Annotated in this window: 18 protein-coding genes; 5 read left to right on the top strand and 13 right to left on the bottom strand. The window is 75.4% G+C overall.

The annotated features are described in order from the left end of the window. Positions 1 to 70: 70 nt before the first annotated feature. Positions 71 to 862 (bottom strand): crotonase/enoyl-CoA hydratase family protein, encoded by a 792-nt coding sequence (locus AS857_RS09920; RefSeq protein WP_173864739.1) that lies wholly within the window; start codon positions 860 to 862, stop codon positions 71 to 73. Further along, on the bottom strand, positions 859 to 2,505 hold the full coding sequence (locus tag AS857_RS09915) for an acyl-CoA dehydrogenase family protein (RefSeq protein WP_058042748.1): 1,647 nt from the start codon (positions 2,503 to 2,505) through the stop codon (positions 859 to 861). Before AS857_RS09915 ends, AS857_RS09920 begins: the two co-directional genes overlap by 4 nt. Positions 2,506 to 2,608: 103 nt before the next feature. Between AS857_RS09915 and AS857_RS09910 the strand changes: the two genes are divergently transcribed. Continuing rightward, positions 2,609 to 3,388 (top strand): PaaX family transcriptional regulator C-terminal domain-containing protein, encoded by a 780-nt coding sequence (locus AS857_RS09910; RefSeq protein ID WP_058042747.1) that lies wholly within the window; start codon positions 2,609 to 2,611, stop codon positions 3,386 to 3,388. A gap of 79 nt (positions 3,389 to 3,467) precedes the next feature. On the opposite strand, the gene AS857_RS09905 is transcribed toward AS857_RS09910, so the two are convergent. Both AS857_RS09905 and AS857_RS09900 read right to left on the bottom strand, forming a co-directional pair. Beyond that, positions 3,468 to 4,511 carry a phosphatidylinositol-specific phospholipase C domain-containing protein gene (locus AS857_RS09905; RefSeq protein WP_058042746.1) on the bottom strand — a complete coding sequence of 348 codons (1,044 nt, stop codon included), beginning with the start codon at positions 4,509 to 4,511 and terminating at the stop codon, positions 3,468 to 3,470. A gap of 134 nt (positions 4,512 to 4,645) precedes the next feature. Continuing rightward, on the bottom strand, positions 4,646 to 5,968 hold the full coding sequence (locus tag AS857_RS09900; RefSeq protein WP_058042745.1) for an NAD(P)/FAD-dependent oxidoreductase: 1,323 nt from the start codon (positions 5,966 to 5,968) through the stop codon (positions 4,646 to 4,648). Positions 5,969 to 6,245: 277 nt separating this feature from the next. Here AS857_RS09900 and AS857_RS09895 point away from each other — a divergent pair, with 277 nt between their 5' ends. Continuing rightward, positions 6,246 to 6,944 carry a PAS domain-containing protein gene (locus tag AS857_RS09895; RefSeq protein WP_079110426.1) on the top strand — a complete coding sequence of 233 codons (699 nt, stop codon included), beginning with the start codon at positions 6,246 to 6,248 and terminating at the stop codon, positions 6,942 to 6,944. Here the strand turns inward: AS857_RS09895 and AS857_RS41865 are convergent. Next, complete coding sequence (locus AS857_RS41865) at positions 6,875 to 7,597, bottom strand: (2Fe-2S)-binding protein (RefSeq protein ID WP_058042744.1); 723 nt, start codon at positions 7,595 to 7,597, stop codon at positions 6,875 to 6,877. The genes AS857_RS09895 and AS857_RS41865 overlap by 70 nt on opposite strands. A 207-nt stretch (positions 7,598 to 7,804) precedes the next feature. Between AS857_RS41865 and AS857_RS09885 the strand changes: the two genes are divergently transcribed. Beyond that, a complete protein-coding gene (locus AS857_RS09885) occupies positions 7,805 to 10,132 on the top strand; it encodes a GH92 family glycosyl hydrolase (protein ID WP_079110209.1) in 2,328 nt (775 codons plus the stop codon). A 99-nt stretch (positions 10,133 to 10,231) separates the two neighbouring features. Next, positions 10,232 to 11,674, top strand: a complete 1,443-nt coding sequence (locus tag AS857_RS09880; RefSeq protein WP_058042743.1) for an amino acid permease — start codon at positions 10,232 to 10,234, stop codon at positions 11,672 to 11,674. Positions 11,675 to 11,683: 9 nt separating this feature from the next. Here the strand turns inward: AS857_RS09880 and AS857_RS09875 are convergent, their stop codons facing one another. From AS857_RS09875 to AS857_RS09865, 3 genes are all read right to left on the bottom strand, one after another. Continuing rightward, positions 11,684 to 12,547 carry an Fpg/Nei family DNA glycosylase gene (locus tag AS857_RS09875; protein ID WP_058042742.1) on the bottom strand — a complete coding sequence of 288 codons (864 nt, stop codon included), beginning with the start codon at positions 12,545 to 12,547 and terminating at the stop codon, positions 11,684 to 11,686. A gap of 505 nt (positions 12,548 to 13,052) precedes the next feature. Further along, positions 13,053 to 14,210, bottom strand: a complete 1,158-nt coding sequence (locus AS857_RS09870) for an FAD-dependent monooxygenase (protein ID WP_058042741.1) — start codon at positions 14,208 to 14,210, stop codon at positions 13,053 to 13,055. An 875-nt stretch (positions 14,211 to 15,085) separates the two neighbouring features. Next, the gene (locus AS857_RS09865) at positions 15,086 to 17,494 is read right to left on the bottom strand and encodes an excinuclease ABC subunit UvrA (protein ID WP_079110208.1); all 2,409 of its coding nucleotides are present in this window, start codon (positions 17,492 to 17,494) and stop codon (positions 15,086 to 15,088) included. Between the two features lie 171 nt (positions 17,495 to 17,665). On the opposite strand from AS857_RS09865, the gene AS857_RS09860 reads away from it, so the two are divergent. Then, positions 17,666 to 17,878, top strand: coding sequence for a hypothetical protein (locus tag AS857_RS09860; RefSeq protein WP_144440764.1), 213 nt, complete (start codon positions 17,666 to 17,668; stop codon positions 17,876 to 17,878). A 13-nt stretch (positions 17,879 to 17,891) separates the two neighbouring features. On the opposite strand, the gene AS857_RS09855 is transcribed toward AS857_RS09860, so the two are convergent. The 5 genes from AS857_RS09855 to AS857_RS09835 all read right to left on the bottom strand — a co-directional run bounded on the left by AS857_RS09855 (position 17,892) and on the right by AS857_RS09835 (position 23,915). After that, entirely contained in the window at positions 17,892 to 19,349 is a 1,458-nt protein-coding gene (locus AS857_RS09855) for an ABC transporter ATP-binding protein (protein ID WP_058044036.1), read from the bottom strand. 65 nt (positions 19,350 to 19,414) lie between these two features. After that, positions 19,415 to 20,218 (bottom strand): ABC transporter permease subunit, encoded by an 804-nt coding sequence (locus AS857_RS09850; protein ID WP_058042739.1) that lies wholly within the window; start codon positions 20,216 to 20,218, stop codon positions 19,415 to 19,417. A 26-nt stretch (positions 20,219 to 20,244) separates the two neighbouring features. Continuing rightward, a complete protein-coding gene (locus AS857_RS09845; protein WP_420823925.1) occupies positions 20,245 to 21,189 on the bottom strand; it encodes an ABC transporter permease in 945 nt (314 codons plus the stop codon). Further along, complete coding sequence (locus AS857_RS09840) at positions 21,186 to 22,757, bottom strand: ABC transporter substrate-binding protein (protein ID WP_058042737.1); 1,572 nt, start codon at positions 22,755 to 22,757, stop codon at positions 21,186 to 21,188. The genes AS857_RS09845 and AS857_RS09840 overlap by 4 nt, the downstream gene beginning before the upstream one ends. 378 nt (positions 22,758 to 23,135) lie before the next feature. Further along, on the bottom strand, positions 23,136 to 23,915 hold the full coding sequence (locus AS857_RS09835; RefSeq protein ID WP_058042736.1) for a class I SAM-dependent DNA methyltransferase: 780 nt from the start codon (positions 23,913 to 23,915) through the stop codon (positions 23,136 to 23,138). Positions 23,916 to 23,919: the final 4 nt, after the last annotated feature.

Here is a 23,919-nt window from a genome sequence, read left to right as displayed (position 1 = left end):
GAACCTGCCGTACGCCCTCCGTCCACCCTGCCGTCCGTGCCGGCCGTGCCTACCGACCGCGCCGGCCGTCTCACAGGTCCGTGAAGTCCCCGTGCCGGCCCGCGCCCGCGGCGAAGCGCGCGGCGCCCTCGACGGCCCCGGCGAGCGACGCCCGGCCGTGCGTGAACTCGGCCGCCATCGCCTGCTCTTCGGTGAGGCCCTCCTGGTCGAGCACGGAGGCGCGGTCGCCGCGCAGGCAGACCTGGGGGAACCGGGCGATCTCCGCGGCCAGTTGCTCCGCGGCGGCGCGGGCCGTGCCCGTGGGGACCACGCGGTTGGCGAGCCCTGTCGCGTACGCCTCCGCGGCCGGGACCGGGCGGCCCGTCAGCACCATGTCCATCGCGCGGCTCGTGCCGATCAGCCGGGGCAGGCGGACCGTGCCGCCGTCGATCAGCGGTACGCCCCAGCGGCGGCAGAAGACGCCGAAGACGGCGTCCTCCTCGGCCACGCGCAGGTCGCACCAGAGCGCCAGTTCCAGGCCGCCCGCGACCGCGTGCCCACTGACCGCCGCGACGACGGGCTTCGACAGCCGCAGCCGCGTGGGGCCCATCGGGCCGTCCCCGCCGGCCTCGACGCGGTTGCCGCGCTCGCCGCCGAACGCCTTCAGGTCGGCCCCGGCGCAGAAGGTGCCGCCCTCGCCCCACAGCACCGCGACGAGGGCGCTCTCGTCCGCCTCGAACGCCCGGAAGGCGTCGGCCAGTGCGGCGGCGGTCCGCCCGTCCACGGCGTTGCGGGCCTCCGGGCGGGAGAGGATGACGGTGGTGACGGGTCCGCGGCGCTCCGTGCGCACGGTCGCGGCCGGGGTCGCCGCGGCCGGGGTCACAGCGCCTCCTTCAGCAGTGCGCGGTCCAGGATCGGCCCGAGGTCCGTGCCCGGCGGCAGGGTGCCGAAGGCGTTGCCCCAGTCCCCGCCCAGCCGGGAGGCGCAGAAGGCGTCCGCGACGGCGGGCGTGCTGTGCCGCACGAGCAGGCTGCCCTGCAGGACGAGCGTCAGCTGCTCCGCCAGGCGGCGGGCCAGGAGCTGGGCGCGGCCGGGGTCGGAGAGCTCCCCGAGCAGGTCCCGCAGGCGCGCGACGGCCGCGTCGAGCCGGGGGTCCGCGCCCGCCGCCTCGCCGACCTCCGCGAAGTAGGCGTCCAGGGCGGCCGGTTCCTTCGTCAGGGCCCGCAGGACGTCGAGGGCTGCGACGTTGCCCGAGCCCTCCCAGATGGACAGCAGCGGGGCCTCCCGGTAGAGCCGCGGCATGCCGGACTCCTCGACGTAGCCGTTGCCGCCCAGGCACTCGAGGGCCTCGGCGGCATGGGTGGCGCCGCGCTTGCAGACCCAGTACTTGCCGGCCGCCAGGCCCAGGCGGCGCAGCGCCGACTCGGCGGCGTCCCCGGCCTCGGAGCGGTCCAGGGCCGCCGCGAGCCGCATCGCCAGCGCGGTCGCGGCCTCCGACTCCACGGCCAGGTCGGCCAGGACGTTGCGCATCAGGGGCTGGTCGATCAGCTCGGCGCCGAACGCCTTGCGGTGCGCGGCGTGGTGCAGGGCCTGCCGCAGCCCGGCCCGCATGCCGGCCGCGGAGCCGATGACGCAGTCGAGCCGGGTCATGTTCACCATCTCGACGATCGTGCGCACGCCGCGCCCGGGCTCGCCGACCGGCCAGGCCACGGCCTGCTCGTACTCGATCTCGGCCGAGGCGTTGGAGCGGTTGCCGAGCTTGTCCTTGAGCCGCTGCAGGTGCATGGCGTTGCGGGTGCCGTCGGGCAGCACGCGCGGCATGAGGAAGCAGGTCAGGCCTTCCGGGGCCTGGGCGAGGACCAGGAAGACGTCGCTCATGGGCGCGGAGGTGAACCACTTGTGGCCGGTGATCACGTACGAGCCGTCGCCCGCCGGTACGGCCGCGGTGGTGTTGGCGCGGACGTCCGAGCCGCCCTGCTTCTCCGTCATCGACATGCCCGCGATCAGGCCCTGCTTGCCGAGCGGCGGGCGCAGCCCGTAGTCGTACGTGCGGGAGGCCAGCAGCGGCTCGTAGGCGGCGGCCAGTTCGGGCTGGGCGCGGAGCGCCGGGACGGCGGCGTACGTCATCGAGACCGGGCAGCCGTGGCCGGGCTCGGCCTGGGCCCACGCGTAGAACTTCGCCGCGCGCACCAGGTGGGCGCCGGGGCGGGCCTCGGCCCAGGGTGCGGCGTGCTGGCCGCTCTCCACGGCGGCGGCCATCAGCTGGTGCCAGGCGGGGTGGAACTCGACCTCGTCGATGCGGTGGCCGTAGCGGTCGTGCGTGCGCAGCACCGGGGAGTGCGCCTCGGCCATGCGGGACCAGTCCTGCACCTCCTCCGACCCTGCCCGGGCGCCGAGCTCGCGGACCTCGGCCTCGCCCCACGCGCCGCCGTCGCGCCGCAGCGCCTCCAGCAGGGCGGGGTCGTCGGCGGTGGTGAAGCCGGTCAGGGGCGGGGCCTGGTTGAACACGTCGTGCGTGGCGCTCATGGCGACCTCCGGGCGGGCCGTTCGGCAGGGCGTGGGGCGTCGGACGGTATTACAGTTTCATGATGCGTGATGAAGGACTGTAATGGATAGGGTTGGCCCAGCCATGGACGACACCGTTGCCGTTTCTCCCGCCGCGCCCGCCGGTCCCGCCGCTCCTGCACTGCGGTCCCTGACCGCGCGCTCGGTCGTACTCTCCACCCTCCTCGGGCACCACCCGCCCGCGCTCCCCGCGCGCGCCCTCGTCCGCGTGGGGGAACTGTTCGGGACCGCGGAGGGGACGGTGCGGACGGCCCTGACCCGGATGGTCGCCGCGGGCGACCTGGAGCAGCACGACGGCACCTACCGGCTGACCGACCGGCTCCTCGCCCGCCAGGCCCGGCAGGACGACAGCCGCGCGCCCCGCACCCGGCCGTGGGACGGCGGCTGGGAGATCGCCGTCGTCACCCCCGAGCGCCGCAGCGCGGCCGACCGCGCCGCCCTGCGCCAGGCCATGGCGGCGCTCCGCCTGGGCGAACTGCGCGAAGGCTGCTGGATGCGCCCCGCCAACCTCCTGCGGGACCGGCCGCCGGTCGTCACCGCCCAGTGCACGCTGCTGACGGGCGCGCCGGAGGGCGACCCGGCACGGCTCGCGGCGGCCTTGTGGGACCTGGACGGCTGGGCCGCGCGCGCCCGCTTCCTGGAGTCCGCCCTCCGCGAGGACCGCACGGCGGCCCTCGCGGAACGCTTCACGGTCTCGGCCGCGGTCCTGCGGCACCTGCTGTCGGACCCGGTCCTGCCGCGGGAGCTGCTGCCGGCGGACTGGCCCGGGGCGGAACTGCGGCGCCGCTACGAGGCGTTCGACCGCGACTTCCGGGCCCTGCTGCGGCGCCACATCGGCATCTGAGCCGGATCGGCGCCAGAGCCGGATCGGCGCCGGAGCCGGGTCGGTACCCGAGGCGTACCGCCCGGCCCATGGTCTCCGGTCAGCCCCGCGGCAGCACCGTGGAGAGCACTTGGGGCAGGGGGTACCAGTCCGCGGTCGCGAAACTGGCGTGGGCTCCGGCCAGGAGGGCCAGCCGGGCGCGGGCCTGGGCCTCGGTGGGGCGGGTGACGTCGATGGCCGGGGCCACCTTGTGGGCGTCCGTCATGACGAGGAGGTAATGCCGGTCGTCGTACCAGGCCGTGTCGATGCCGCCCGCCGTGTACGTGGCGGCGTCCCCGTCGAAGACGACGAACCAGGGGCGCAGGGCCGGGTCGGCGTAGCGGGTGCGGGGGTCGCCGGGGACGGCGCCGTGGACGGCGGGGAAGGCGGCGGCCTGACGGAGCCGGCCGGCGGCCGCGAGGTCGCGCAGGTGCTGCGCGTACTCCCGGTCGGTCCACAGCCGGTCGGCGGGGTTGCGCTCCTCCACGGTGCCGGGGATGAGTTCGACGAGGAACTTGCCGGCCATCGCGGAGCGGGCGGGCCAGCCGCCGGCCCGGACGGCCTCGTCGAGGGTGGCGCGGCCGCCGGCGAGGTCGGCGGGGCGGTAGAGGGCGTCGCCGAGCTTCTCGGTGAGCAGGGCGTCGAGTTCGGCGGGGCCGCGGCCGCTGTCGGCGTTGAAGCCGTCCTTCATCTCGACCTTGAGCAGGACGGGCCGGTGGCCGGGGTGGGCGTCGTGCCAGGCGCGGATGTCGGCGAGGCAGCCGGCCAGGGGCTGGTTGCGGGTGCCGGTGCGCAGCTCCGCGGGCGACGTGGCGCCCTCGCAGTTGTTGGCGTTGCGCAGGGGGTTGGAGTGCGAGACGCGGAAGGAGCGCCCGCCGAAGCCGTTGGTCCAGACGTCGAGTTCGAGCAGGGAGGCGCCGGAGTCGAGGGCGTCCGCGAAGTAGGGGTACTTGGCGCTCTCGTAGGCGTTGTGGACTCCGGGGGAGGCCGTCGCCGAGTAGGCCGGCCCCTCGGCCGCCCCGGCCGGAGCGGACGCGACGGCCGTGACCGCCGTCAGTGCCGCGGTCACGGCCGTCGTCAGTGCCGTGCGTATCGCTCTTCTCATGTCCCCCGCTGCTCTCGCTCAAGTGTGCTGATATGAACGGGCAGTAGGGTACGTCACCGCCGGGCGGGTCCCGGGATGCCGCGGATCACGGGCGACCGCAGGTCATGGGCGGCCACGGGTCGGGGCGGCCGGGGTCACGACCTGTCGTACGGCGTGCGGGCCACCTCCGGCGTCTCCGTGTCGAGCGGGACGGACCCGGAGCGGACGAGGCCGAGCTGGACGCCCTGGCGGGGCAGGAGCGAGTCGAGGAGCCAGTCGGCGGCGACGCGGATGCGGTTGCCGGGCATGGCCGCCAGGTGGTAGCCACGGGTAACGGCACTGGCCAGGGGCCCGGAGAGCGGGATGTGCAGCGGGTCGGCCGCGGCCTGGACGCCGCCGAGGTCGACCGTGAAGCCCAGGTCGCGGTGGCGGTAGGGGCGGCGCTCCCCGCGCCCGAAGGACGCGGCGATGTTGCGGGCGGCGGTCCGGCCCTGCCGCTGGGCGTGCTGGGCGGTCATCGGGGTGTGCTCGCCGGGCCGGGTGAGGTCGGGCACGGCCGCGGCGTCGCCGCAGGCGAAGACCTCCGGGTGCCCGGGGACGGTCAGGTACTCGTCCACGCACAGCCGCCCCCGCTCGGTGGGCAGACCGAGCCCGGCGACCAGCGGGTCCGGGCGCACCCCCACGCACCAGACGAGGGAGCGCGTCGGGACGAACTCCCCGTCGTCCAGGTGCACGCCCTCCCGGGTGGCCTCCTTGACGGACGTGCCCGTACGGACCTCGACGCCGCGGCGGCGCAGCACCCGGTCCGCGGTGCGCGACAGGCGCTCGTCCAGCTCGGGCAGGACCCGTGGGGCGAGGTCCAGGAGCACCCAGCGGGGGCGGGCACCCGCTTCCCGCAGGGCGCTGTTGCGGCGCACCAGCGAGTCGGTGAACAGCACGCCGTGGGCGGCCACTTCGGTGCCGGTGTACCCCGCCCCGACGACCACGAAGGTCAGCCGGGCGGTGCGCTCCTCCGCATCGGCCGCGGCACCGGCCAGCTCGGTCTGGCGCACGACGTGGTCCCGCAGGTAGAGGGCCTCGGGCAGGCCGCGGAAGCCGTGGGCGCGCTCGGCGACGCCGGGCACGGGCAGCAGCTTGTTGACGCTGCCCACGGTCAGCAGCAGCCGGTCGTAGGCCAGGGTGCCGCGGTTGCCCTCGGGGTCGGCGTACCCGATGCGCCGGCCGTCGAGGTCGACCGTGTCCACCTGGCCGAGGACGAGCCGGACCCGCGGCAGGGTCCCGGTCAGCGACACCGACACCCGGCGCGGCTCGAGGATGCCGGCCGCGACCTCGGGGAGGAGGGGCAGGTAGAGGAAGTAGTCGTGCGGGTTGACGAGCACGATCTCGGCGGCGCCGCGCGCCGTGCGGGACAGCTCGCGGGCGGCCTGGTAGCCGGCGAATCCGGCTCCGACGACGACGATCCGGGCTCGGCTGCTCACTGGTGGCTCCTGTGGGTCCGGTGTGCCGGGAAGGACGGGCGAGGGGCAGGGGGTACGGGTGCGGGAAGCGGCCCCCCTCCGCGTAACCGGCCGGCGGAGGCCCAAACGGGGGGCCGGGGCCGGGAACCGGACACATCTGCAAGTCGCTTATTCCGGTCGTATACAGAACTGCACGATTGTGCAGTGGTTCGTGGCGTGACGCTCCCGGGCGCGGCCCGCCGGGCAAGCACTGGACAGGCCCTTGGACGGGCACGGGACGAGCGAGGGGCCGGGCATCGTGGTGAGCGACGAATACATCAGTTGGCGCAATCATTTCCTGCTGCTCCTCGACCGCATCCCGACGCCGATCGCGGTCTGCCGGCCGGACGGCGAGGTCACGGTCGCGAACCCGGCCATGGCCGCCGAGTGGGGCACGTCGCCGGTCCGCCTGCGCGGCCGGAACCTGCACGAGATGTTCCGGCCACGGCTGCCGGGCCGGCTCGACCGGCACATCGAGGCCCTGCGGCTCGGCCGCCGGCCCCGTCACCCGATCGAGGTGCGCTGGCTGGCGGGCGCGGGGGGCGTCGAGCGGGAGGGGGAGCTGCTCGTGGACCCGGTCGGGGACGGCTTCCCGCCGAGCCCGATGCTGCTGGCGGTGCTCCGGGTGCGGGCGGGGGACACCGTCCCGCGTCCGGCGGAACCGGTCGCCGAGGTGAGCGTGGTGGAGGGGCACATCCTGGCGCTGGCCGCCGCGGGGGCGACGACCGCCGCCATCGGCAAGGCGGTCGGGCTGACCGTGGACGGCGTCAACTACCACCTGACCCGGCTCACCCGTCGCTGGCGCGTGCCCAACCGCACGGCGCTGGTGGCCAAGGCCTACGTCCTCGGCGTGCTCTCGACACGGGAGTGGCCGCCCGCGCCCTACCCTCAGCGCACCCGCGGCGGCGCGTGCCGCAGCACGCAGTCGCCGCACATCCCGCCGGGCAGCACCCGGTAGTACAGACAGCAGGTGCTGCGCACGAAGGACGGCGCGGAGCGCGGCGCGGGGCCCGGTACGAGGGTGCCGGTGCCGTGCAGGAGCGGGTCGGCGAGCACGGCGCGGGCCAGGTCCAGGGCGCGGGCCGCGTCCTGCGGGCGGCCCCGGTCGCGGCACCAGGCGTGCAGCACGCGCAGGGAGCCCGCGAGCGATGATGCCGCGTTGCCCCACAGGAGGCGCCCGGAGACCGGGACGACCGTGCGGGTGAGGGCGTGCAGGTCCGCCAGCGGGCCGCGCAGGACGTGCTCGCGGATGACTCCGGCCGGGTCCCCGGCGGCGCCCGGCAGGGCCGTGGGGCCGGGCAGCCACAGGTCGTCCGGCGCGGTACGGGCCGGGTGCCAGCGCAGCCGGCCGAGGTCGGGGACCTCTCCGGCGAGCACGGCCGAGCCCAGGGCGACGGACAGCAGCCGCCCGGCGATGCCCTGATAGGCGACGGACGCGGCCACGCGCCGGTCCTCCGTCCCCAGGCGCCCGGCGACGGTCTCCACGCGTGCGCGCACGGCCTCCTCGCCGAGCGGCAGGTACTCCCCGGGGGCTTCTCCGGGCGCCTCGGGCGCCTCTTCGGTCCGCAGGGCGAAGAACGGTCCTACGGCTGCGAGTCCGGTCAGGCGCATGGGCGAGGCGGTTCCGTTCGGTCGGCTGAAGCGCCGTCCACCGTACACGGGGCATGACAAGGGGGCCACGGTGCCCGGGTGCCGCCGGCGGTGGGGGTCGCCACATCTGGCGCGCGGGGCATCATGACAGCACGTCATGCACTCGATACCCTCGGCGCTGACAACGATGTCGGCATCCTACGTGGCGTCACCCGAGGGGCGTGGACGATGAGATGGACCGGACACCTGCGCTCGCGCACCTGCGCGGCCGCACTCGCTCTCGCGGCGGTACTGGGCGGGGGCTCGCTCGCGGCCCCGCGGCCGGCCGCCGCGGCCGACGGCCTGACCGGCCTGGTCAACCCCTTCATCGGCACCCAGAACGAGGGCAACACCTTCCCCGGAGCCGCCGTGCCGTTCGGCATGGTGCAGCTCTCCCCCGACACCGGCCACAGCACGGGCTACGACTACAAGCACGACCACATCCGCGGCTTCAGCACCGTGCACCTGTCCGGGGTGGGCTGCCGCCTCGGCGGGGACCTGCCCGTGCTGCCCACCACGGGCGACGTCACGCGCACCGACAACGCCCGCTACGCCGCCGCCTTCAGCCACCGCGACGAGAGCGCCCGCCCGGGCTACTACCGGGTCGGGCTGTCCTCCTACGGCGGCATCACCGCCGAGCTGACCGCGGGCCGCCGCACCGGCCACCAGCGCTACACCTTCCCGGCCACCGGCAAGGCCAACGTGCTGCTCAACACCGGGCAGTCGCTGCACCGCACGGTCTCCACCACCGTCGAGGTCCTCGACTCCCGCACCGTCCGCTCCGCCGTCACCGGCCGCGGCTTCTGCCAGGACACGCGCCCGTACACGGTGTACACGATCACCCGCTTCGACCGGCCCTTCACCACCTTCGGCACCTGGAACGGCGACAAGGTCTCCGAGGGCACCCGCAGCTCCACCTCCGCCGGCCGCAACGGCGCCTGGGTGCGCTTCGACACCACCCGCGACCGCACGGTGGAGGCCACCACCGCCATCAGCTACGTCGACGCCGCCGGCGCCGCCGGCAACCTGCGCGCGGAGGACGACGACTTCGACCGCACGGCCCGGGCCGCGCGCGAGGCGTGGGAGCGGCGCCTGGACGACGTCCGCGTGCAGGGCGGCGCGGCGGCGCTGCGCCGCACCTTCTACTCCTCGCTGTACCGCACCTTCCTCGCCCCCACCGTCGGCAGCGACGCCGACGGCCGCTACACCGGCTGGGACGGGAGGATCCACCGCGCCCGCGGCTTCACCTACTACCAGAACTGGTCGCTGTGGGACACCTACCGCACCCAGGCGCAGCTGCTCGCGCTGCTGGCGCCGGACGAGTCGCGGGACATGGCGCTGTCGGTGCTGCAGGTCGAGGAGGACGGCGGCTGGCTGCCCAAGTGGGGCTACGGCACGGTCGAGACGAACATCATGACCGGCGACCCGGTCACCCCCTTCCTCACCAACGCCTACCAGCACGGGCTGCTCAAGGGCCACGAGGAGGAGGCCTACCGGGTGCTGAAGAGGAACGCCGACGGGGTGCCGCCCAAGGACTCCCCGTACGTGGGCCGCGACGGCAACGACCGCTACATCCGCGACGGTTACGTACCCTGCGTGCCCGGCAGGCCCAAGGAGAAGCCGGGCGACTCCGACGTCCACCAGGGCGGCTCGGCGACCCTGGAGTACGCGCTGGCCGACGGGATGCTCGCGAAGATGGCCCGCTCCCTCGGCCACCACGCGGACGCCGACCGCTACGCGGCCCGCTCCCGGAACTACCGCAACGTCCACGACCCCGCCACGGGCTTCTTCCGGGCCCGGGGCGCCGACGGCGCGTTCATGGGCCCCGCCGACCCGGCGAAGAGCGTCTGCTTCCACGAGGGCACCGCGTGGCAGTACCAGTGGCTGGTGCCGCAGGACCTGCCGGGGATGATCGACCTGATCGGCGGCAGGGCGGCGGCGAACTCCCGGCTCGACTCCTTCTTCGCCTACGACCGGCTGCTGAAGGACCCGGCGCGCACCGCCCGCGAGGTGTGGGTCCACGGCCCGTACGACTACTACAACGCCGACAAGTACAACCCGCAGAACGAGCCCGACCTCATCGCCCCGTACACGTACCTGTCGACCGGGCAGCCCTGGAAGACGACGGACGTGGTCCACGCCGCGCTCACCCTCTTCACCGATGCGCCGACCGGGATGACCGGCAACGACGACCTGGGCACGATGTCGGCGTGGATGGTGCTCTCCGCCATCGGCGTCTTCCCCGTCCAGCCGGGCGCGGACGTGTGGGGGCTGAGCACCCCGGTGTTCGACCGGGTGGACCTCAACCTCGACGGGGAGCGGTTCACCGTGACCGCCCCGGGGACCTCCGACCGGGAGCGCTACGTGCAGTCGGTGCGCCTCGACGGCGAGGGGTACGGGCGCACGTACCTGACGTCGCGCCAGATCACCGGGGGCGGGAAGCTGGACTTCACGGTCGGCGCGTCCCCCTCGGGCTGGGGCACCGGAGCCCGGGCGGCGGCGCCCGCCATCGGCTGAACCCTGCCCGCCGGCGCGGGGCGGCGCCTTCCGTCGCCGCCCTCGCCGGGCCATGATGTCGGCGATGATCCGCCGTCAGCGCCGACGAGAGGACATGACATGGCCGGGCTCCGGACGGGACATGGCGTGCTGCGCCGCAAACCGATCGAGACGATCGAGGAGGCGGAGGAGACCGAGGCGCACGGCGAGCACCTGACCAGGACCCTGGGCCTGTGGCAGCTCACGGCGATCGGCGTCGGCGGCATCATCGGCGCGGGCATCTTCAGCCTCGCGGGCACCATCGCCAACGGCGTCGCCGGGCCGGCCGTGCTCGTCTCCTTCCTCATCGCGGGCGTGGCGAGCGCGGCCGCGGCCTTCTCGTACGCCGAGTTCGCGGGCCTGATCCCGCGGGCCGGCTCCGCCTACACCTACGGCTACGCGGTGCTCGGCGAGATCGGCGGCTGGTTCATCGGCTGGGACCTGCTGCTGGAGTACACGGCGATCGTCGCGGTGGTCGCCATCGGCATCTCCGGGTACATCAACTTCCTGCTCGGGGAGATGAACGCCGAGCTGCCCGCCTGGATGCTGGGCGCGCCCGGGACGGGCGAGGGGCACCGGGTGGACCTGTTCGCCGCGGTGCTGTGCCTGCTGATCGCCTGGCTGCTGACCATGGGCATCAAGAACGCGGCCCGGTTCGAGACCGTGGTCGTCGGCCTGAAGATCCTGGTCGTGCTGCTGGTGGTCGTCGTGGGCTTCTTCCACGTCAAGAGCAGCAACTACACGCCCTTCTTCCCGTTCGGGGTCAGCGGGGCCTTCACCGGCGCGGCCACGGTCTTCTTCGCCGTCTTCGGCTACGACGCGATGTCCACGGCGGCCGAGGAGTCCAAGGACGCCCAGCGGCACATGCCGAAGGCGATCCTGTACTCGCTGGCGATCTCGATGGTGCTGTACGTGCTGGCCTGCCTGGTCCTCACCGGCATGCAGCACTACGAGGACATCGACAAGGCCAGCGGCTTCTCCACCGCCTTCAAGTCGGTCGGGCTCGAAGGCCTCGCGGACGTCATCGCGGTCGGCGCGATCATCGGCATCCTCACCGTCATGTTCACCTTCATGCTCGGCGTGACCCGGGTGTGGTTCGCGATGAGCCGCGACGGGCTGCTGCCGAAGTGGTTCTCCAAGACGCACCCGACCCGGCACGTGCCGACGCGCGTGACCTGGATCGTGGGCGTGGTGTCGGCGGCCATCGCGGGCCTGATGCCCATCGGCGAGGCCGCGGAGCTGACGAACATCGGCATCCTGCTGGCCTTCGCGGTCGTGTGCGCGGCCGTGATCGTGCTCCGCTACAAGCAGCCGGAGCTGCCGCGCTCGTTCCGCTGCCCCTGGGTGCCCGTGGTGCCCGGGATCGGGGTCGCGGCGTCGATCTGGCTGATCACCTACCTGGCGTGGCAGACGTGGCTGCGGTTCGCGATGTGGTTCGCGGTGGGGCTGGTGGTGTACTTCGCCTACTCCTACAAGCACTCCGAGCTCGCCCACGCGGACGCCAGGGGGATTCCGCGGGACTGAGCGCCCGGCTCATTTCAGCAGGCGGGACAGCCTGCGGTCGGCCAGCGGCTTGCCGCCCGTCTGGCAGGTGGGGCAGTACTGCAGCGAGGAGTCGCTGAAGGACACCTCGCGGACGGTGTCGCCGCACACGGGACACGGCTGCCCGGTGCGGCCGTGCACCCGCAGGCCGCTCTTCTTCTCCGCCTTCAGCTCGTCCGCGGCGTGGCCGCGCGCCCGCTCGACTGCCTCGTGCAGCACCGTGCGCAAGGCCCCGTACAGGGCGGCGGTCTCGTCCTCCGTCAGGCTCGCCGCGAGCTTGAACGGGGACATGCGGGCCGCGTGCAGGATCTCGTCCGAGTAGGCGTTGCCGATCCCCGCGATGACGCCCTGGTCGCGCAGGACGCCCTTGAGCTGCCGCCGCTCGTCGCGCAGCAGGCCGGCGAAGGCGTCGAGGGTGAAGCCCGGGGCGAGGGGATCGGGGCCGAGCCGGGCGACGCCGGGCACCTCGGAGACGTCCCGCACGCAGTAGGCCGCGAGCCGCTTCTGGGTGCCCGCCTCGGTGACGTCGAAGCCGCCGCCGCCCGTCAGCCGTACGCGCAGCGCCAGCGGGCCCTTGCCGGGGCGGGGCGGCGCCTCGGGCAGGCTCTCCTGCCAGCGCAGCCAGCCGGCGCGGGCCAGGTGCAGCACGAGGTGCGGGCCGTCGCCGGTGGCGACGTCGAGGAACTTGCCGTACCGCCGCACGCCGCTGACCTCCCGCCCCTCCAGGGCGGTGAGCGGCGGATCATAGGTCTTGAGCACGCTCACGGCCACGGGCAGCACGCGCTCGACCGTACGCCCGGCAAGACGCCCGGCGAGAAACCCGGCAAGAGCCTCGACCTCCGGCAGCTCCGGCATGGCACCAGTCTGCCGCAGCGGGGGAAGGCGGCAAGCGGGGCGCCGCCGAGGCCGGCCGGGCTGTCGGGCGCGCCCCCGGCGCCGGGATGGCCGAGGTCGGCCAGGGCGAGGTGACCCGACCCGTCGGCGGACGCGCACCACCGGGAGTGTGGCCGCGCTCCGAGCGGGCGGACGCCGCGAGCCGGCGGGCGCGGCTGCCGACGCGGCCGCCGACGCCGGGAGGGCCGGCGCAGCCGACGCGCCCCGGCCGGGCGGTCCCGGAGTGGCGGGCCAGCGGCCTTCTTTCGCCGCAGTGGCGATCAACCACGACGGCGCGCTCCGGCGGTGCCGGTGCCACCGCAGCCGTCATCCGCCGGGAGGCGGGAGACAGCGGACACGCGAGCCTCCCCCAGCCGCTGCCCGGCGAACAGCAGCAGGCTGCGGACAGGGCGCCCTCCCGCCGCAGCGGCGATCAGCCGGTACGGCGCGCTCCGGGTCGTCGTCCGGCGGGCGGCGGTCAGCAGCGTCAGCTGACGGGCGCGTCCCAGTCGACGCGGTAGGACGTCAGCCAGTCGTCGGCGCCGTCGGAGTTCGCGGGCGTCCGCGGCTGCTCGGGCGGGGTGGCGATGCGGCTCGCCATGGCGGCGCTGAGGGCCACCACGCGCTCCACCCGTGCGCGCCGCAGCCGTTCGTACGCGGCGAAGGCCTGCCGCGGGCCGGGCAGGTCGCGCAGGCAGCGGGCGAGGGTGACGCTGTCCTCGATGGCCATCGAGGCCCCCTGGGCGGCGTTGGGCGCGGTGGCGTGGACGGCGTCGCCGACGAGGACGGCGCGGTCGCCGTGCCAGACGGGGAGGGTGGGGATGTCGTAGGCGTTCACGCCGACGACGGCGTCACCGGTGGCGGCGACGAGGCCGGCCACGGGGGTGCGGTCGCCGGCGAAGGCGTCCAGGACGCGCTGCCGCCACCCGGCAGGGGTGATCGCTGCCAGCGCCGGGCGCGCCTGCTCGGGCGCGGGGATGTTGGCGAACCAGTACGTGGTGCCGTCCGGTGCGCTGGTGCAGCCGAAGAAGGCGCGCTGCCCGTAGATCATCCGGTAGGTGCGGCCGGGGACGGCGTGCCCGGCGTCCTGCGTGCGCCCGCAGATCGTGAGCTGGCCGGTGTGGCGGGGCGGGGGCGCCGCGGGGTCGAGGAGGGTGCGGGTGCGGGAGTGGATGCCGTCGGCGCCGATGAGGACGTCGCCTTCGGCGCGGGTGCCGTCCGCGAAGTACGCGACGACGCCGTCGGGGCCGGTGGCGGCGTCCACGAGGCGCTTGCCGTACACGACGCGCACGCCCCGGCGGACGGCTTCGTCGCGCAGCGCCCGGTAGAGCGCGGCGCGCTGCAGGGTGCGGGGGCTCAGGCCGTCGTCCCCGGCGCCGGTCAGGGGCCGGGCGCCGAGCCGGTCCCCCGTGGGGCCGAGGAACTCGACGGTGTCGGCGGGGAAGGAGCAGTCGAGCACGGGCCCGTCGGCGCCGACGGCGCGCAGCGCCGCGAGGCCGTTGGCGAAGAGGACGAGGAACGCCCCGAGGTGGTCCGCGCCGGTCGGATGGGCTTCGTGGACGGTCGCTTCGATGCCGGCGCGCCGCAGCGCCATTGCGGTGACGGGCCCGGCGATGCCGCCGCCGATGACCAGGGCGTGGGTCATGCTCCGAGCGTAGCCGGGAAGGGGGGCGGTGCGTCCAGAGCGCGTCGGCCCGTACTCCCCGGCCCCGGGCCTCCGTTCGGGGCGCTGCGGGATTCGGCGGCGGTCCGCCGGACGGCACGTCCTCCGGACACGGGGACCGGGCACACCGCCGCCGCCCGCAGAGATGCTGTGCCGGCCCGGGAAGGGGACGGTGCGCCCAGAGCGCCGCGGCGCATACTCCCCGGCCCGGGCCTCCGTTCGGGGCGCCGCGGAGATCGGCGGAGGTCCACCGGCCGGCGCGTCCTCCGGACACGGGGACCGAGCGCGGCCGTCCACCGCCGCCCGCAAGATGCGGTGTCGGCCCGAGAGGGGGGCGGTGCGTCAGAGTGCCTCGGCGCATGCTCCCCGGCCCCGGGCCTCCGTCCGAGGCGCTTGCGGGGTCGGCGGCCGCCCGCCGGGCGGCGCGTCCTCCGGACACGGGGACCGGGCACGGCCGTCCACCGCCGCCCGCAAGATGCGGTGTCGGCCCGAGAGGGCGGGCGGTGCGCCCAGAGCGCCTCGGCGCATACTCCCCGGCCCCGGGCCCCCGTTCAGGACGCCGCGGGGATCAGCGGCCGCCCGCCGACCGGCGCGTCCCCCGGACACGGGGACCGAGCGCGGCCGTCCACCGCCGCCCGCAGGATGGCAGGCGGGGCGCCCAGAGCGCCTCGGCGCATACTCCCCGGCCCCGGGCCTCCGTTCGGGACGCCGCGGAGATCGGCGGAGGTCCGCCGGGCGGCGCGTCCCCGGGACGCGGGGACCGGGCGCGGCCGACCGCCGTCGCCTGCGGGCGCCTTCACGCGGTGTGGGGCCGGACTCGGGCCTCCCCCGGCCGGAGCCTCCGCGCGGCGCGGGGATCAGCCTGCGGTTCCTGCCAAGGCCTCCGCCAGGTAGCGCGCCGTCACGCTTCCGGCGGCCCCGGCCACTTCCCGTGGTGTCCCGGCCGCCACCACGCGGCCGCCCGCGGCGCCGCCGCCGGGCCCGAGGTCGACGACGTGGTCCGCGCCCGCGGCGACCGTCATGTCGTGTTCCACCACGACGACCGTGTTGCCGGCGTCGACGAGGCCGTGCAGCTGGCGCATGAGGAGTTCGGTGTCGGCGGGGTGCAGGCCGGTGGTCGGCTCGTCCAGGACGTAGAGGGTGTGGCCGCGGTGGGTGCGCTGGAGTTCGGTGGCGAGCTTGATGCGCTGGGCCTCGCCGCCGGAGAGCTCGGTGGCGGGCTGTCCGAGGCGCAGGTAGCCCAGGCCGACGTCCTGGAGCGTGCGCAGGCCGCGCCGGGCGGCGGGCACGTCGGCGAGGAAGTCCGCGGCGGCGTCGACGGTCATGCCGAGGACCTCGGCGATGTTCGCGCCCCGGTAGGTGATCTCCAGCGTCTCGGGGTTGTAGCGCGCTCCCCCGCACGCGGTGCACGGGGCGTACGAGCCGGGCAGGAAGAGGAGTTCGACGGCGACGAAGCCCTCGCCCTGGCAGGTCTCGCAGCGGCCTGCGGGGACGTTGAAGGAGAACCGGCCCGCGGTGTAGCCGCGTTCGCGGGCACCGTCCGTCGCGGCGAAGACCTTGCGCACGGCGTCGAAGAGGCCCGTGTACGTGGCGAGGTTGGAGCGCGGGGTGCGCCCGATGGGCTTCTGGTCGACGCGCACGAGGCGGTCGACGGCCCCCAGGCCCTCGGCCGTGAAGCCGCTGCCGTGGCCTTCGAGTGGCCGGCCTTCCAGCCGAGCGGCGACGGTGTCGGCGAGCACCTGCCCGACCAGCGTGGACTTGCCGGAGCCGGAGACGCCCGTCACGGCGGTGAAGACGCCGAGCGGGAACTCGGCGTCGAGCCCGCTCAGGTTGTGCCGGGTGACGCCGCGCAGGCGCAGCGCGCCGGAGGGCTCGCGGGGCGTGCGGGGCGCGGGGGCCTCCTCGGAGAAGACGAAGCGGCGGGTCGCGGACTCCGCCACGCCGGCGAGGCCCGCCACCGGGCCGCTGTAGAGGATCTCCCCGCCGTGCTCCCCCGCTCCCGGGCCGACCTCGACGATCCAGTCGGCGCGGCGCACCACGTCCATGTGGTGCTCGACCACGAACAGCGAGTTGCCCGCGGCCTTGAGCCGGTCGAGGACGGTCAGCAGGGCGGCGCTGTCGGCGGGGTGCAGGCCCGCGGAGGGCTCGTCGAGCACGTACACCACGCCGAAGAGGCCCGAGCGCAACTGGGTGGCGAGCCGCAACCGCTGCAGCTCGCCGGCGGACAGGGTGGGGGTGGGCCGGTCCATGGCGAGGTAGCCGAGGCCGAGTTCGGTGAGGACCTCGATGCGGGCGACGAGGTCCTGCGCGAGGGTCGCGGCGACGCCGTCGCCCGCGCGGGCGGGGCTGAGCGTCGCGGCGAGGTCGGACAGCGGCAGCGCGGCGAGCGCGGCGATGTCCTGCCCCGCGAAGGTGACGGCCAGCGCCTCCGGGCGCAGCCGCCTGCCGTTGCAGACCGGGCAGGCGGCGCTGACCAGGTGCCGCTCGGCCCGGGCGCGCAGCGCGGCGCTCTTGGAGTCCGCGGCGGTGTGCAGGACGTAGCGGCGGGCGCTCATGTAGGTGCCCTGGTAGGGGCGCTGGATGCGCTCGGCGTCCCGGACGGGGTGGACGGTGACGACCGGCTGCTCGTCGGTGAACAGGATCCAGTCCCGGTCCTTCTGCGGGAGCTCGCGCCAGGGCCCGTCGACGTCGTACCCGAGCGCGTCGAGGATGTCCCGGAGGTTCTTGCCCTGCCACGCGCCCGGCCAGGCGGCGATCGCACCCTCCCGGATCGACAGGGAGGGGTCGGGGACGAGCGACTCCTCGGTCACCCGGTGCACCCGCCCGAGGCCGTGGCACTCCGGGCAGGCGCCCGCGGCGGTGTTGGGCGAGAAGGCGTCGGAGTCGAGGCGCCCGGCGCCTTCGGGGTGGTCGCCGGCGCGGGAGAACAGCATGCGCAGGGAGTTCGACAACGTGGTGACGGTGCCGACGGACGAGCGCGAGGTGGGGGCGGAGCGGCGCTGCTCCAGGGCGACGGCGGGCGGCAGCCCGGTGATCTCCTCGACCCTGGGCGCGCCGACCTGGTGGATCAGCCTGCGGGCGTACGGGGCGACGGACTCGAAGTAGCGGCGCTGGGCCTCGGCGTAGACGGTGCCGAAGGCCAGGGAGGACTTCCCGGATCCGGAGACGCCCGCGAAGACGACGAGGGCGTCGCGCGGGACGTCCACGTCGACGGCTTTGAGGTTGTGCTCACGGGCACCGCGGACGCGGACGTAGGGGTCGTGCATGTGCGCGATTCTATTTGCCCGGTCCGTCCGGGCCCGGTGCCCCGCCGCCGCCCTGCCGACGGGCACCCGAACACGGCGGCGGGGGATCGATTCAGCCGCTCACGGACGGGTGACACGGCACATGACCCGGCGCACCGCGGGGCAGGGTGTCGCCACCGTCAACTCCCGCACATGGAAAGGCCCTTCATGCGCCGCATCGCCGCCGTCGTCCTCGGAGCCGCCTGCCTTCTCGGGGTGAGCACGACCACTGCCACAGCCGTGCCCGACCCCGCGGCCGCGCTCACCTGCGCTGTCGGCGACCTCACGAACCTCACGAGCCTCGTCGACCCGGCCGCCCCCGGGGTCCCGGCCGAGGCCCCGGCCCTGCACTGCCTCGCCCCCTGACCCGTACCGGCTGTCAAGAGCCCGGGGACCGGGCGGCCCGCTCGCGCACACGCCCCGCCTCCACCACGACGGTCCGCCCCGCGACGGCGGCCGTCGCGGTGTCGTGGGTGATGAGCACCAGCCCCGGCCCGCCCGGCTCGCGCACCAGCTCCGTCAGCAGGCCGAGGATCCCCCGCCGGGTGACCGCGTCCAGCCCGGACGTGACCTCGTCGCAGATCAGGACCCGGGGCCGGGCCAGCAGGGCCCGGGCCAGGGCAGCCCGCTGGAGCTCGCCGCCGGAGAGCTCGCCGGGGCGCCGCCCCGCGTGGTCCGGGCCGAGCCCCATGCGCGCGAGCAGCGCCCGGGCCTCCTCCTCGGCCGCGGCCCGGCCGAGGCCGCGCAGCCGCACCGCCGTACGGGCGACCTGGCCGAGCACGGCCCGGTGCTCGTCGAAGGCGGCCCGCGCGTCCTGGAAGACGTACTGCACGGCTGCCAGCTCGGCCCTGCCGCGCCGCCTCAGGCTGCGCGGCAGCGGAGCCCCGTCGAGGGTGACGACGCCCTCGTGGGCGGGGTGCAGTCCGGCGAGGCAGCGGCCGAGCGTGGTCTTGCCGCTGCCGGACGGCCCGACGACCGCGACGCACTCGCCGGGGTGCACCGAGAAGGAGACATCGCGGAGGACGCCGGGAGCACCGGGAGCGCCGGGGTGGCGGGCGGTCAAGGAGCGGGCTTGGAGGACGGGGGGCCGGTCCGGCGCCCCGGCGCCGTCGTCGTCACCGGTCCCGAAGCCTTCCGCCCCTGACTCGCCTTCCTGCAGCAGCTCCCGCGTCCACGCGTCCCCCGGCGCCCCCGCCCAGATCTCCTCGGGCGTGCCCTGGTCCACCACCTTTCCGTCGCGCATCACCTGGACCTCGTCCGCCAGGGCGCGGACGACGTCCAGGTCGTGGCTGAGGAGGACCACGGCGATGCCCCGGCGGGCCACCGCCGCAAGCTGTGTGACCACGCGTTCCTTCGTACGGGGGTCCTGGCCGGTCGTCGGCTCGTCGGCCACCACGACGCGTGCACCGAGCAGCAGCGCCTGGGCGAGGACGACGCGCTGCTGCTGCCCGCCCGACAGCTGGTGCGGGTAGCGGGCGAGCACCTCGTCCGGGCCGGGCAGCTGCGCGTCCCGCAGGGCGTCCCGGACCCGCTCGCGTGCCGCCTCGCGCCGTGCCCCGCGGGGCAGTTCGCGGACCTGGCGGCGGGCGATGTCGTACAGGAGGGCGCTCACCCGCCGGGCGGGGTTGAGGACGGACGCGGGGTGCTGCGGCACGTACCCGGCGAGCCCCTGCGCCACGCGCACCTCGCCCGTGACGCGCGCGCCCGGGGGGTACTCGCCCAGCAGCGCGAGGCCCGTCGTCGTCTTCCCGCTGCCGGACGCGCCGACGAGGGCGGTGACGCGCCCGGGCCGGGCCGTCAGGCTCACGCCGTCGACGATCGCCCGCCCACCGGGCATCACCACGCGCAGCCCGCGCACCTCGGCCACGGCATCCTCCGGACCCTCCAGGCCTTCCGGACCGTTCACAGGTGCCTTCCTTCCTTGCGCGCGGGTGCCCTGCGCACCGCGTCGAACAGCAGGTTCGTGCCGACGGACAGGGCCACGACCAGCACGGCGGGCACGACGACGGCCCACGGCTGGACGAACAGCCCGGTGCGGTTGCGGTCCACCATCACGGCCCAGTCGGGGGCGTCCGGCCCGGCGCCCACGCCGAGGAAGGCCGCGGTGGCCACGAGGTAGAGCACGCCGGTCAGCCGGACGCCCGCGTCGGCGGCGAGGGTCCCGGCCATCGAGCGCCCCACGTACCCGACCGCGATCCGCCACCACGACTCGCCCTGCATGCGCAGGGCCTCCACCGAGGGCCGGGACGCCACCTCGGCGGCCCGCGCCCGGACGATCCGCGCCGCATCGGGGATGTTGACGAGGGCCGCCAGCAGCGCGAGCCCGGCGGGGCCCGGCGGGCGGACCGAGGCCACCAGCAGGACGAGGAGGAGGGAGGGGACGGCCAGCAGGACGTCCAGGGGGCGCAGCAGCACGTCCTCCAGCCACGCCCGCCGGGTGAGCGCCGCGGCCAGGCCGAGGGGCACGGCCACGGCGTAGGCCAGGGCGGTGGCGGCGAGGGTCACCAGGACCGCCGAGCGGCCGCCGAGGAGGACCTGGCGCCACACGTCCCGGCCGGCGAAGTCCGTGCCGAGCCAGTGCCCTTCGCCGAGCGTGAACGACGTGCCGCGCGGGCCCGCCTCCCCCGCGCACCACGGGCCGAGCAGGGCGAGGAGCAGCGGCAGCCCGGCGACGACCGCGCCGAGCGCGAAGCGCCCGGCCCTCATACGCCCACCCTTCGCACGCCCGCCCCTCATGCCGCCGCTCCCGCGCGCGGCGCGAAGCGGTGGGCGACCAGGTCCGCGGCCAGGTTGAGGACGACGGCGACCAGGCCGAAGACCACGGCCAGGCCCTGCACCACGGGGACGTCGCGGGCGGCCACCGCGTCCATCAGGACGGTGCCGAGGCCGGGGATCACGAACAGCGCCTCGACGACGATCACCCCGCACAGCAGCCAGTCGACCGTGCGGGCGAGCTGCTGGGCGGCGGGGGCGACCGCGTTGGGCAGGGCGTGCGCGTAGCGGACGCGGGCGCCGGACAGGCCGTAGCGACGGGCATGCGCCGCGTACGGGGAGGCCAGCGCCTCGACCATGCCGGCCCGCACCAGCCGGCTGATCGAGCACACCGGACGGGACAGCAGCACCAGGACGGGCAGGACGAGCGCCTCCGGGTGGGCGAGCAGGTCGGTGCCGTAGCCGACAGCGGTCGGGGGCAGCCAGCCCAGACGCAGGGCGAGGACAGTCACCAGCAGCACCCCGAGGGCGAACTCGGGCACCGCGTACACCGCGAGCGTCACCGACGAGACCACCCGGTCGACCGGGCCGCCCTCGCGGCGTGCCGCCAGCACGCCGAGGCCGACGCCTGCCGGGATCAGGAGGGCGAGGGTGAGCGCGGCCAGCAGCAGCGTGGGGCCGAACCCCTCGGCGAGCGCCGCCGCCACCGGGCGGCCCGAGGCGAGCGACACCCCCAGGTCGCCGTGGAGCAGGCCCGCGGCCCACTCCCCCAGCCGTTCGTGCGCGGGCCGGTCGAGGTGCAGGGCCTCGCGGATCGCGGCGATGCGGGCCGGGTCCGGATCGTCGCCGGCGAGGGCCACGGCCGCGTCGCCCGGCAGCGCCTCCGTGAGCGCGAACACGAGCAGGACGACCGCGGCGGTCTGGGCGGCGCCGAGCAGGATCCGGCGGACGATCCAGCGGCTCACGCCAGCCACACCTTGTCGAAGCGGGCCCAGTCCAGGGTGTTGGCCGGGGCGTCGCGGGCCACGCCGCGCACGCGGCGGGACGTGCCGACGATCCAGTCGGCGAAGCCCCACACAAGGAAGCCGCCCTCGCTGTGCAGGATGCGCTGCATGCGCTCGTAGAGCCCCGCCCGCTCCTGAGCGTCCTTGGTCGACTGCAGGCGCCGGTAGAGCTCGTCGAAGTCCTTGCGGCGCCAGTGGGTGGCGTTGGTGGTGGAGTCGCTCAGCAGCCGCTGGGAGATGTGCGACTCGATGGGCATGGCGCCGGAGCGGTAGCTGGCGAAGGTGCCGTGGTCGAGGATGTCCTTCCAGTAGCTGTCCTTGTTGCCTACGCGCACCTCGACGGTGACGCCCGCCTTCGCGGCCTGGTCGCGGAAGATGCCGGCGGCCTCCGTGAAGCCCGCGGCGACCGGGGAGGTGTCCAGCGTGACCTTCAGGTCCTCGGCCCCGGCCTCCTTCAGCAGGCGCCGGGCCCGGTCGAGGTCCTGGCGGCGCTGCGGCAGGCCCGCCGCGTAATAGGCGTAGCCCTTGCCGAAGAGGTCGTTGCCGGTCTCGCCCGCGCCGGACAGGGCGCCCTTGACGAGCTCGTCGCGGTCGGCGATGAGGAAGAACGCCTCCCGTACGCGCGGGTCGTCGAACGGGGGCCGGTCCGTCTTCATCACGAAGCCCTGCATCGCGCTGTTGCGCAGCCGCACGATGTCGATGCGGCCCTTGCCCTCGTGGGCGCGGGCCGTGGTGGGGGCAAGCTCGTGCGCGTAGTCGACCTGGCCGCCGAGCAGGGCGTTGACGCGCGCCGACTCCTCGTTCGCGACGACGAACTCCAGCTCGTCCAGGTGCGGGGCGCCGTCCCAGTAGGCGTCGTTGCGGCGGAACCGGGCGGACCGCCCCGGCGCGAACGACACGTGGCGGAAGGGGCCCGACCCCACGGGCTCGTCGAAGCGCTGGGTGTCCTTCGGCACGATGTATGCGCCGAACGCGGCGAGCACGTTCGGGAATTCGGCCGTCGGCCGCTTCAGCCGGAACTCGACGGTACGGGGACCCGTGGCCCGGCTGGCCTCCAGGTCGATCGGTTCCAGGGACGCCCTGGCCCGGAAGGCCTTCTTCGGGTCGGCGATCCGGCGGTAGCTGAAGAGGACGTCCTCGGCGGTGACGGGCCTGCCGTCGTGGAACACGGCATCCCGCAGCGTGACCGACCACCGGTCGAGCCCGGCGCTCGCCTCCCACCGCTCGGCCAGGCGGGGCCTGGCGGTCAGATCGGGCCCGTAGTCGGCGAGCTTGTCGAAGAGGGCCTTGGCCCGGGCCGCGTCGGCGAAGAGGTTCCCCAGATGCGGATCGAGCGTCTCGGCGGCCCCGCCCCCGGCGAACGCGACCCGCAGCCGGCCGCCCTTGCGGGCGGCGCCGGAACGGGTTTCGGTACCGGTACCCGTGCCGGGTGAGCACCCGGCGCCGCCCAGGCCGGCGAGTCCGATGCCGCCGACGGCTGCGACGGCAAGAAACCCGCGCCGCCGGAGGCCGGGGTGAGGGGTGTTCATGGAGGGTTCCTCCTGGTGAGGGAATGGAGTGGGTGGGGTGGGGGTGGGGGTGGGACCGACGGCGGATGCCCAGGGCCTGTACGGACCGCCGGACCACGACGTCGTGGTTGCTCGCCGTGGCAGCGGATAGGAAGGTGCGCAGCGGCGGCGCCGGAGCGTGCGAAGGCCACGCGGTTCCCGGCGCTCAACGCCTCGCGGCGCGCGCGGCCGGGCCGGCAGCCGGGCCGGTACAGCGCTGCCCGGCCACGGCACCGTGCCGGTCGCCGTGGCAGCGGAACCCGCTCCCTCGTGACCGCCGCCGCAGCGGGCAACCACCGTCGTGCAGCCCGGCGGTGCCGGGCCGGGTCGTGGCCGGGCGGGGTCGTGGCCGGTCTGGCGCTACAGGCGGCGTGCGATCACGTGGAGGCGGTCGCCGTCGGCCGTGATCGACGGTGGGGTCCCCTCCCGCCAGGGAGGCTCCGTGCGGGGGCCCGGGCCGTCGTGGAGGGAGATGGTGTCGAAGCCGTGCGCGGCCAGTGCGTAGCGGAGTTCCTGGGGGAACAGCAGGCGCCACGCCGAGCGCTGTTCGAGCGGCGGGGAACCGTCCGTCGTCCAGATGCGGCGCCGCCGCAGCAGTTGCGCCGCGCGGTCGACGCTCAGCGTCGTCACGTGTGCGTACGTCCGCCCCCGCCAGGCGAACTCCCCGGACGTCGGCGCGTCCAGCAGCTCCGTGCGGCCCAGGAAGAACGCCCCGTTGCGCATCTCGGCGACGAGCAGGCCTCCCGGCCGCAGCGCCCGCCGGCAGGAGCCGAGGAGGCCGTCGAGCTGCTCGTTGGTGTGGCAGTAGAGCAGCGCGCTGTCCAGGCAGACGACCGCGTCGAAGGCACCTTCGCCGAGGTCGAATCCGCGCAGGTCGGCACGGAGGTACGCGGGGCCGGGGTGCCGGGCCCGGGCGTGGGCGAGCATGGCTTCGGAGAGGTCGGCGCCGGTGACCTCGCGCCCGGCCCCGTGGAGCCACGCCGCATCCCGCCCCGTACCGCAGCCGAGGTCGAGGACGCGTGGTCCGGCGCCGTGGGCGGCGAGGGTGGCCTCCGTCCAGCGGGCGGCGAGCCGTTCGGGGTCGGGGAAGCGGGCTTCGTAGAGTTCGGGGTGGTCGGTCAGCAGGTTTCGGGTGTTCATCCTT

Origin of the sequence: Streptomyces roseifaciens, assembly GCF_001445655.1 — a bacterium.
GTDB lineage: Bacteria > Actinomycetota > Actinomycetes > Streptomycetales > Streptomycetaceae > Streptomyces > Streptomyces aureoversilis.
Note: the sequence above shows the minus strand (reverse complement) of the source record. Positions and strands in the feature narration are given on the sequence as shown.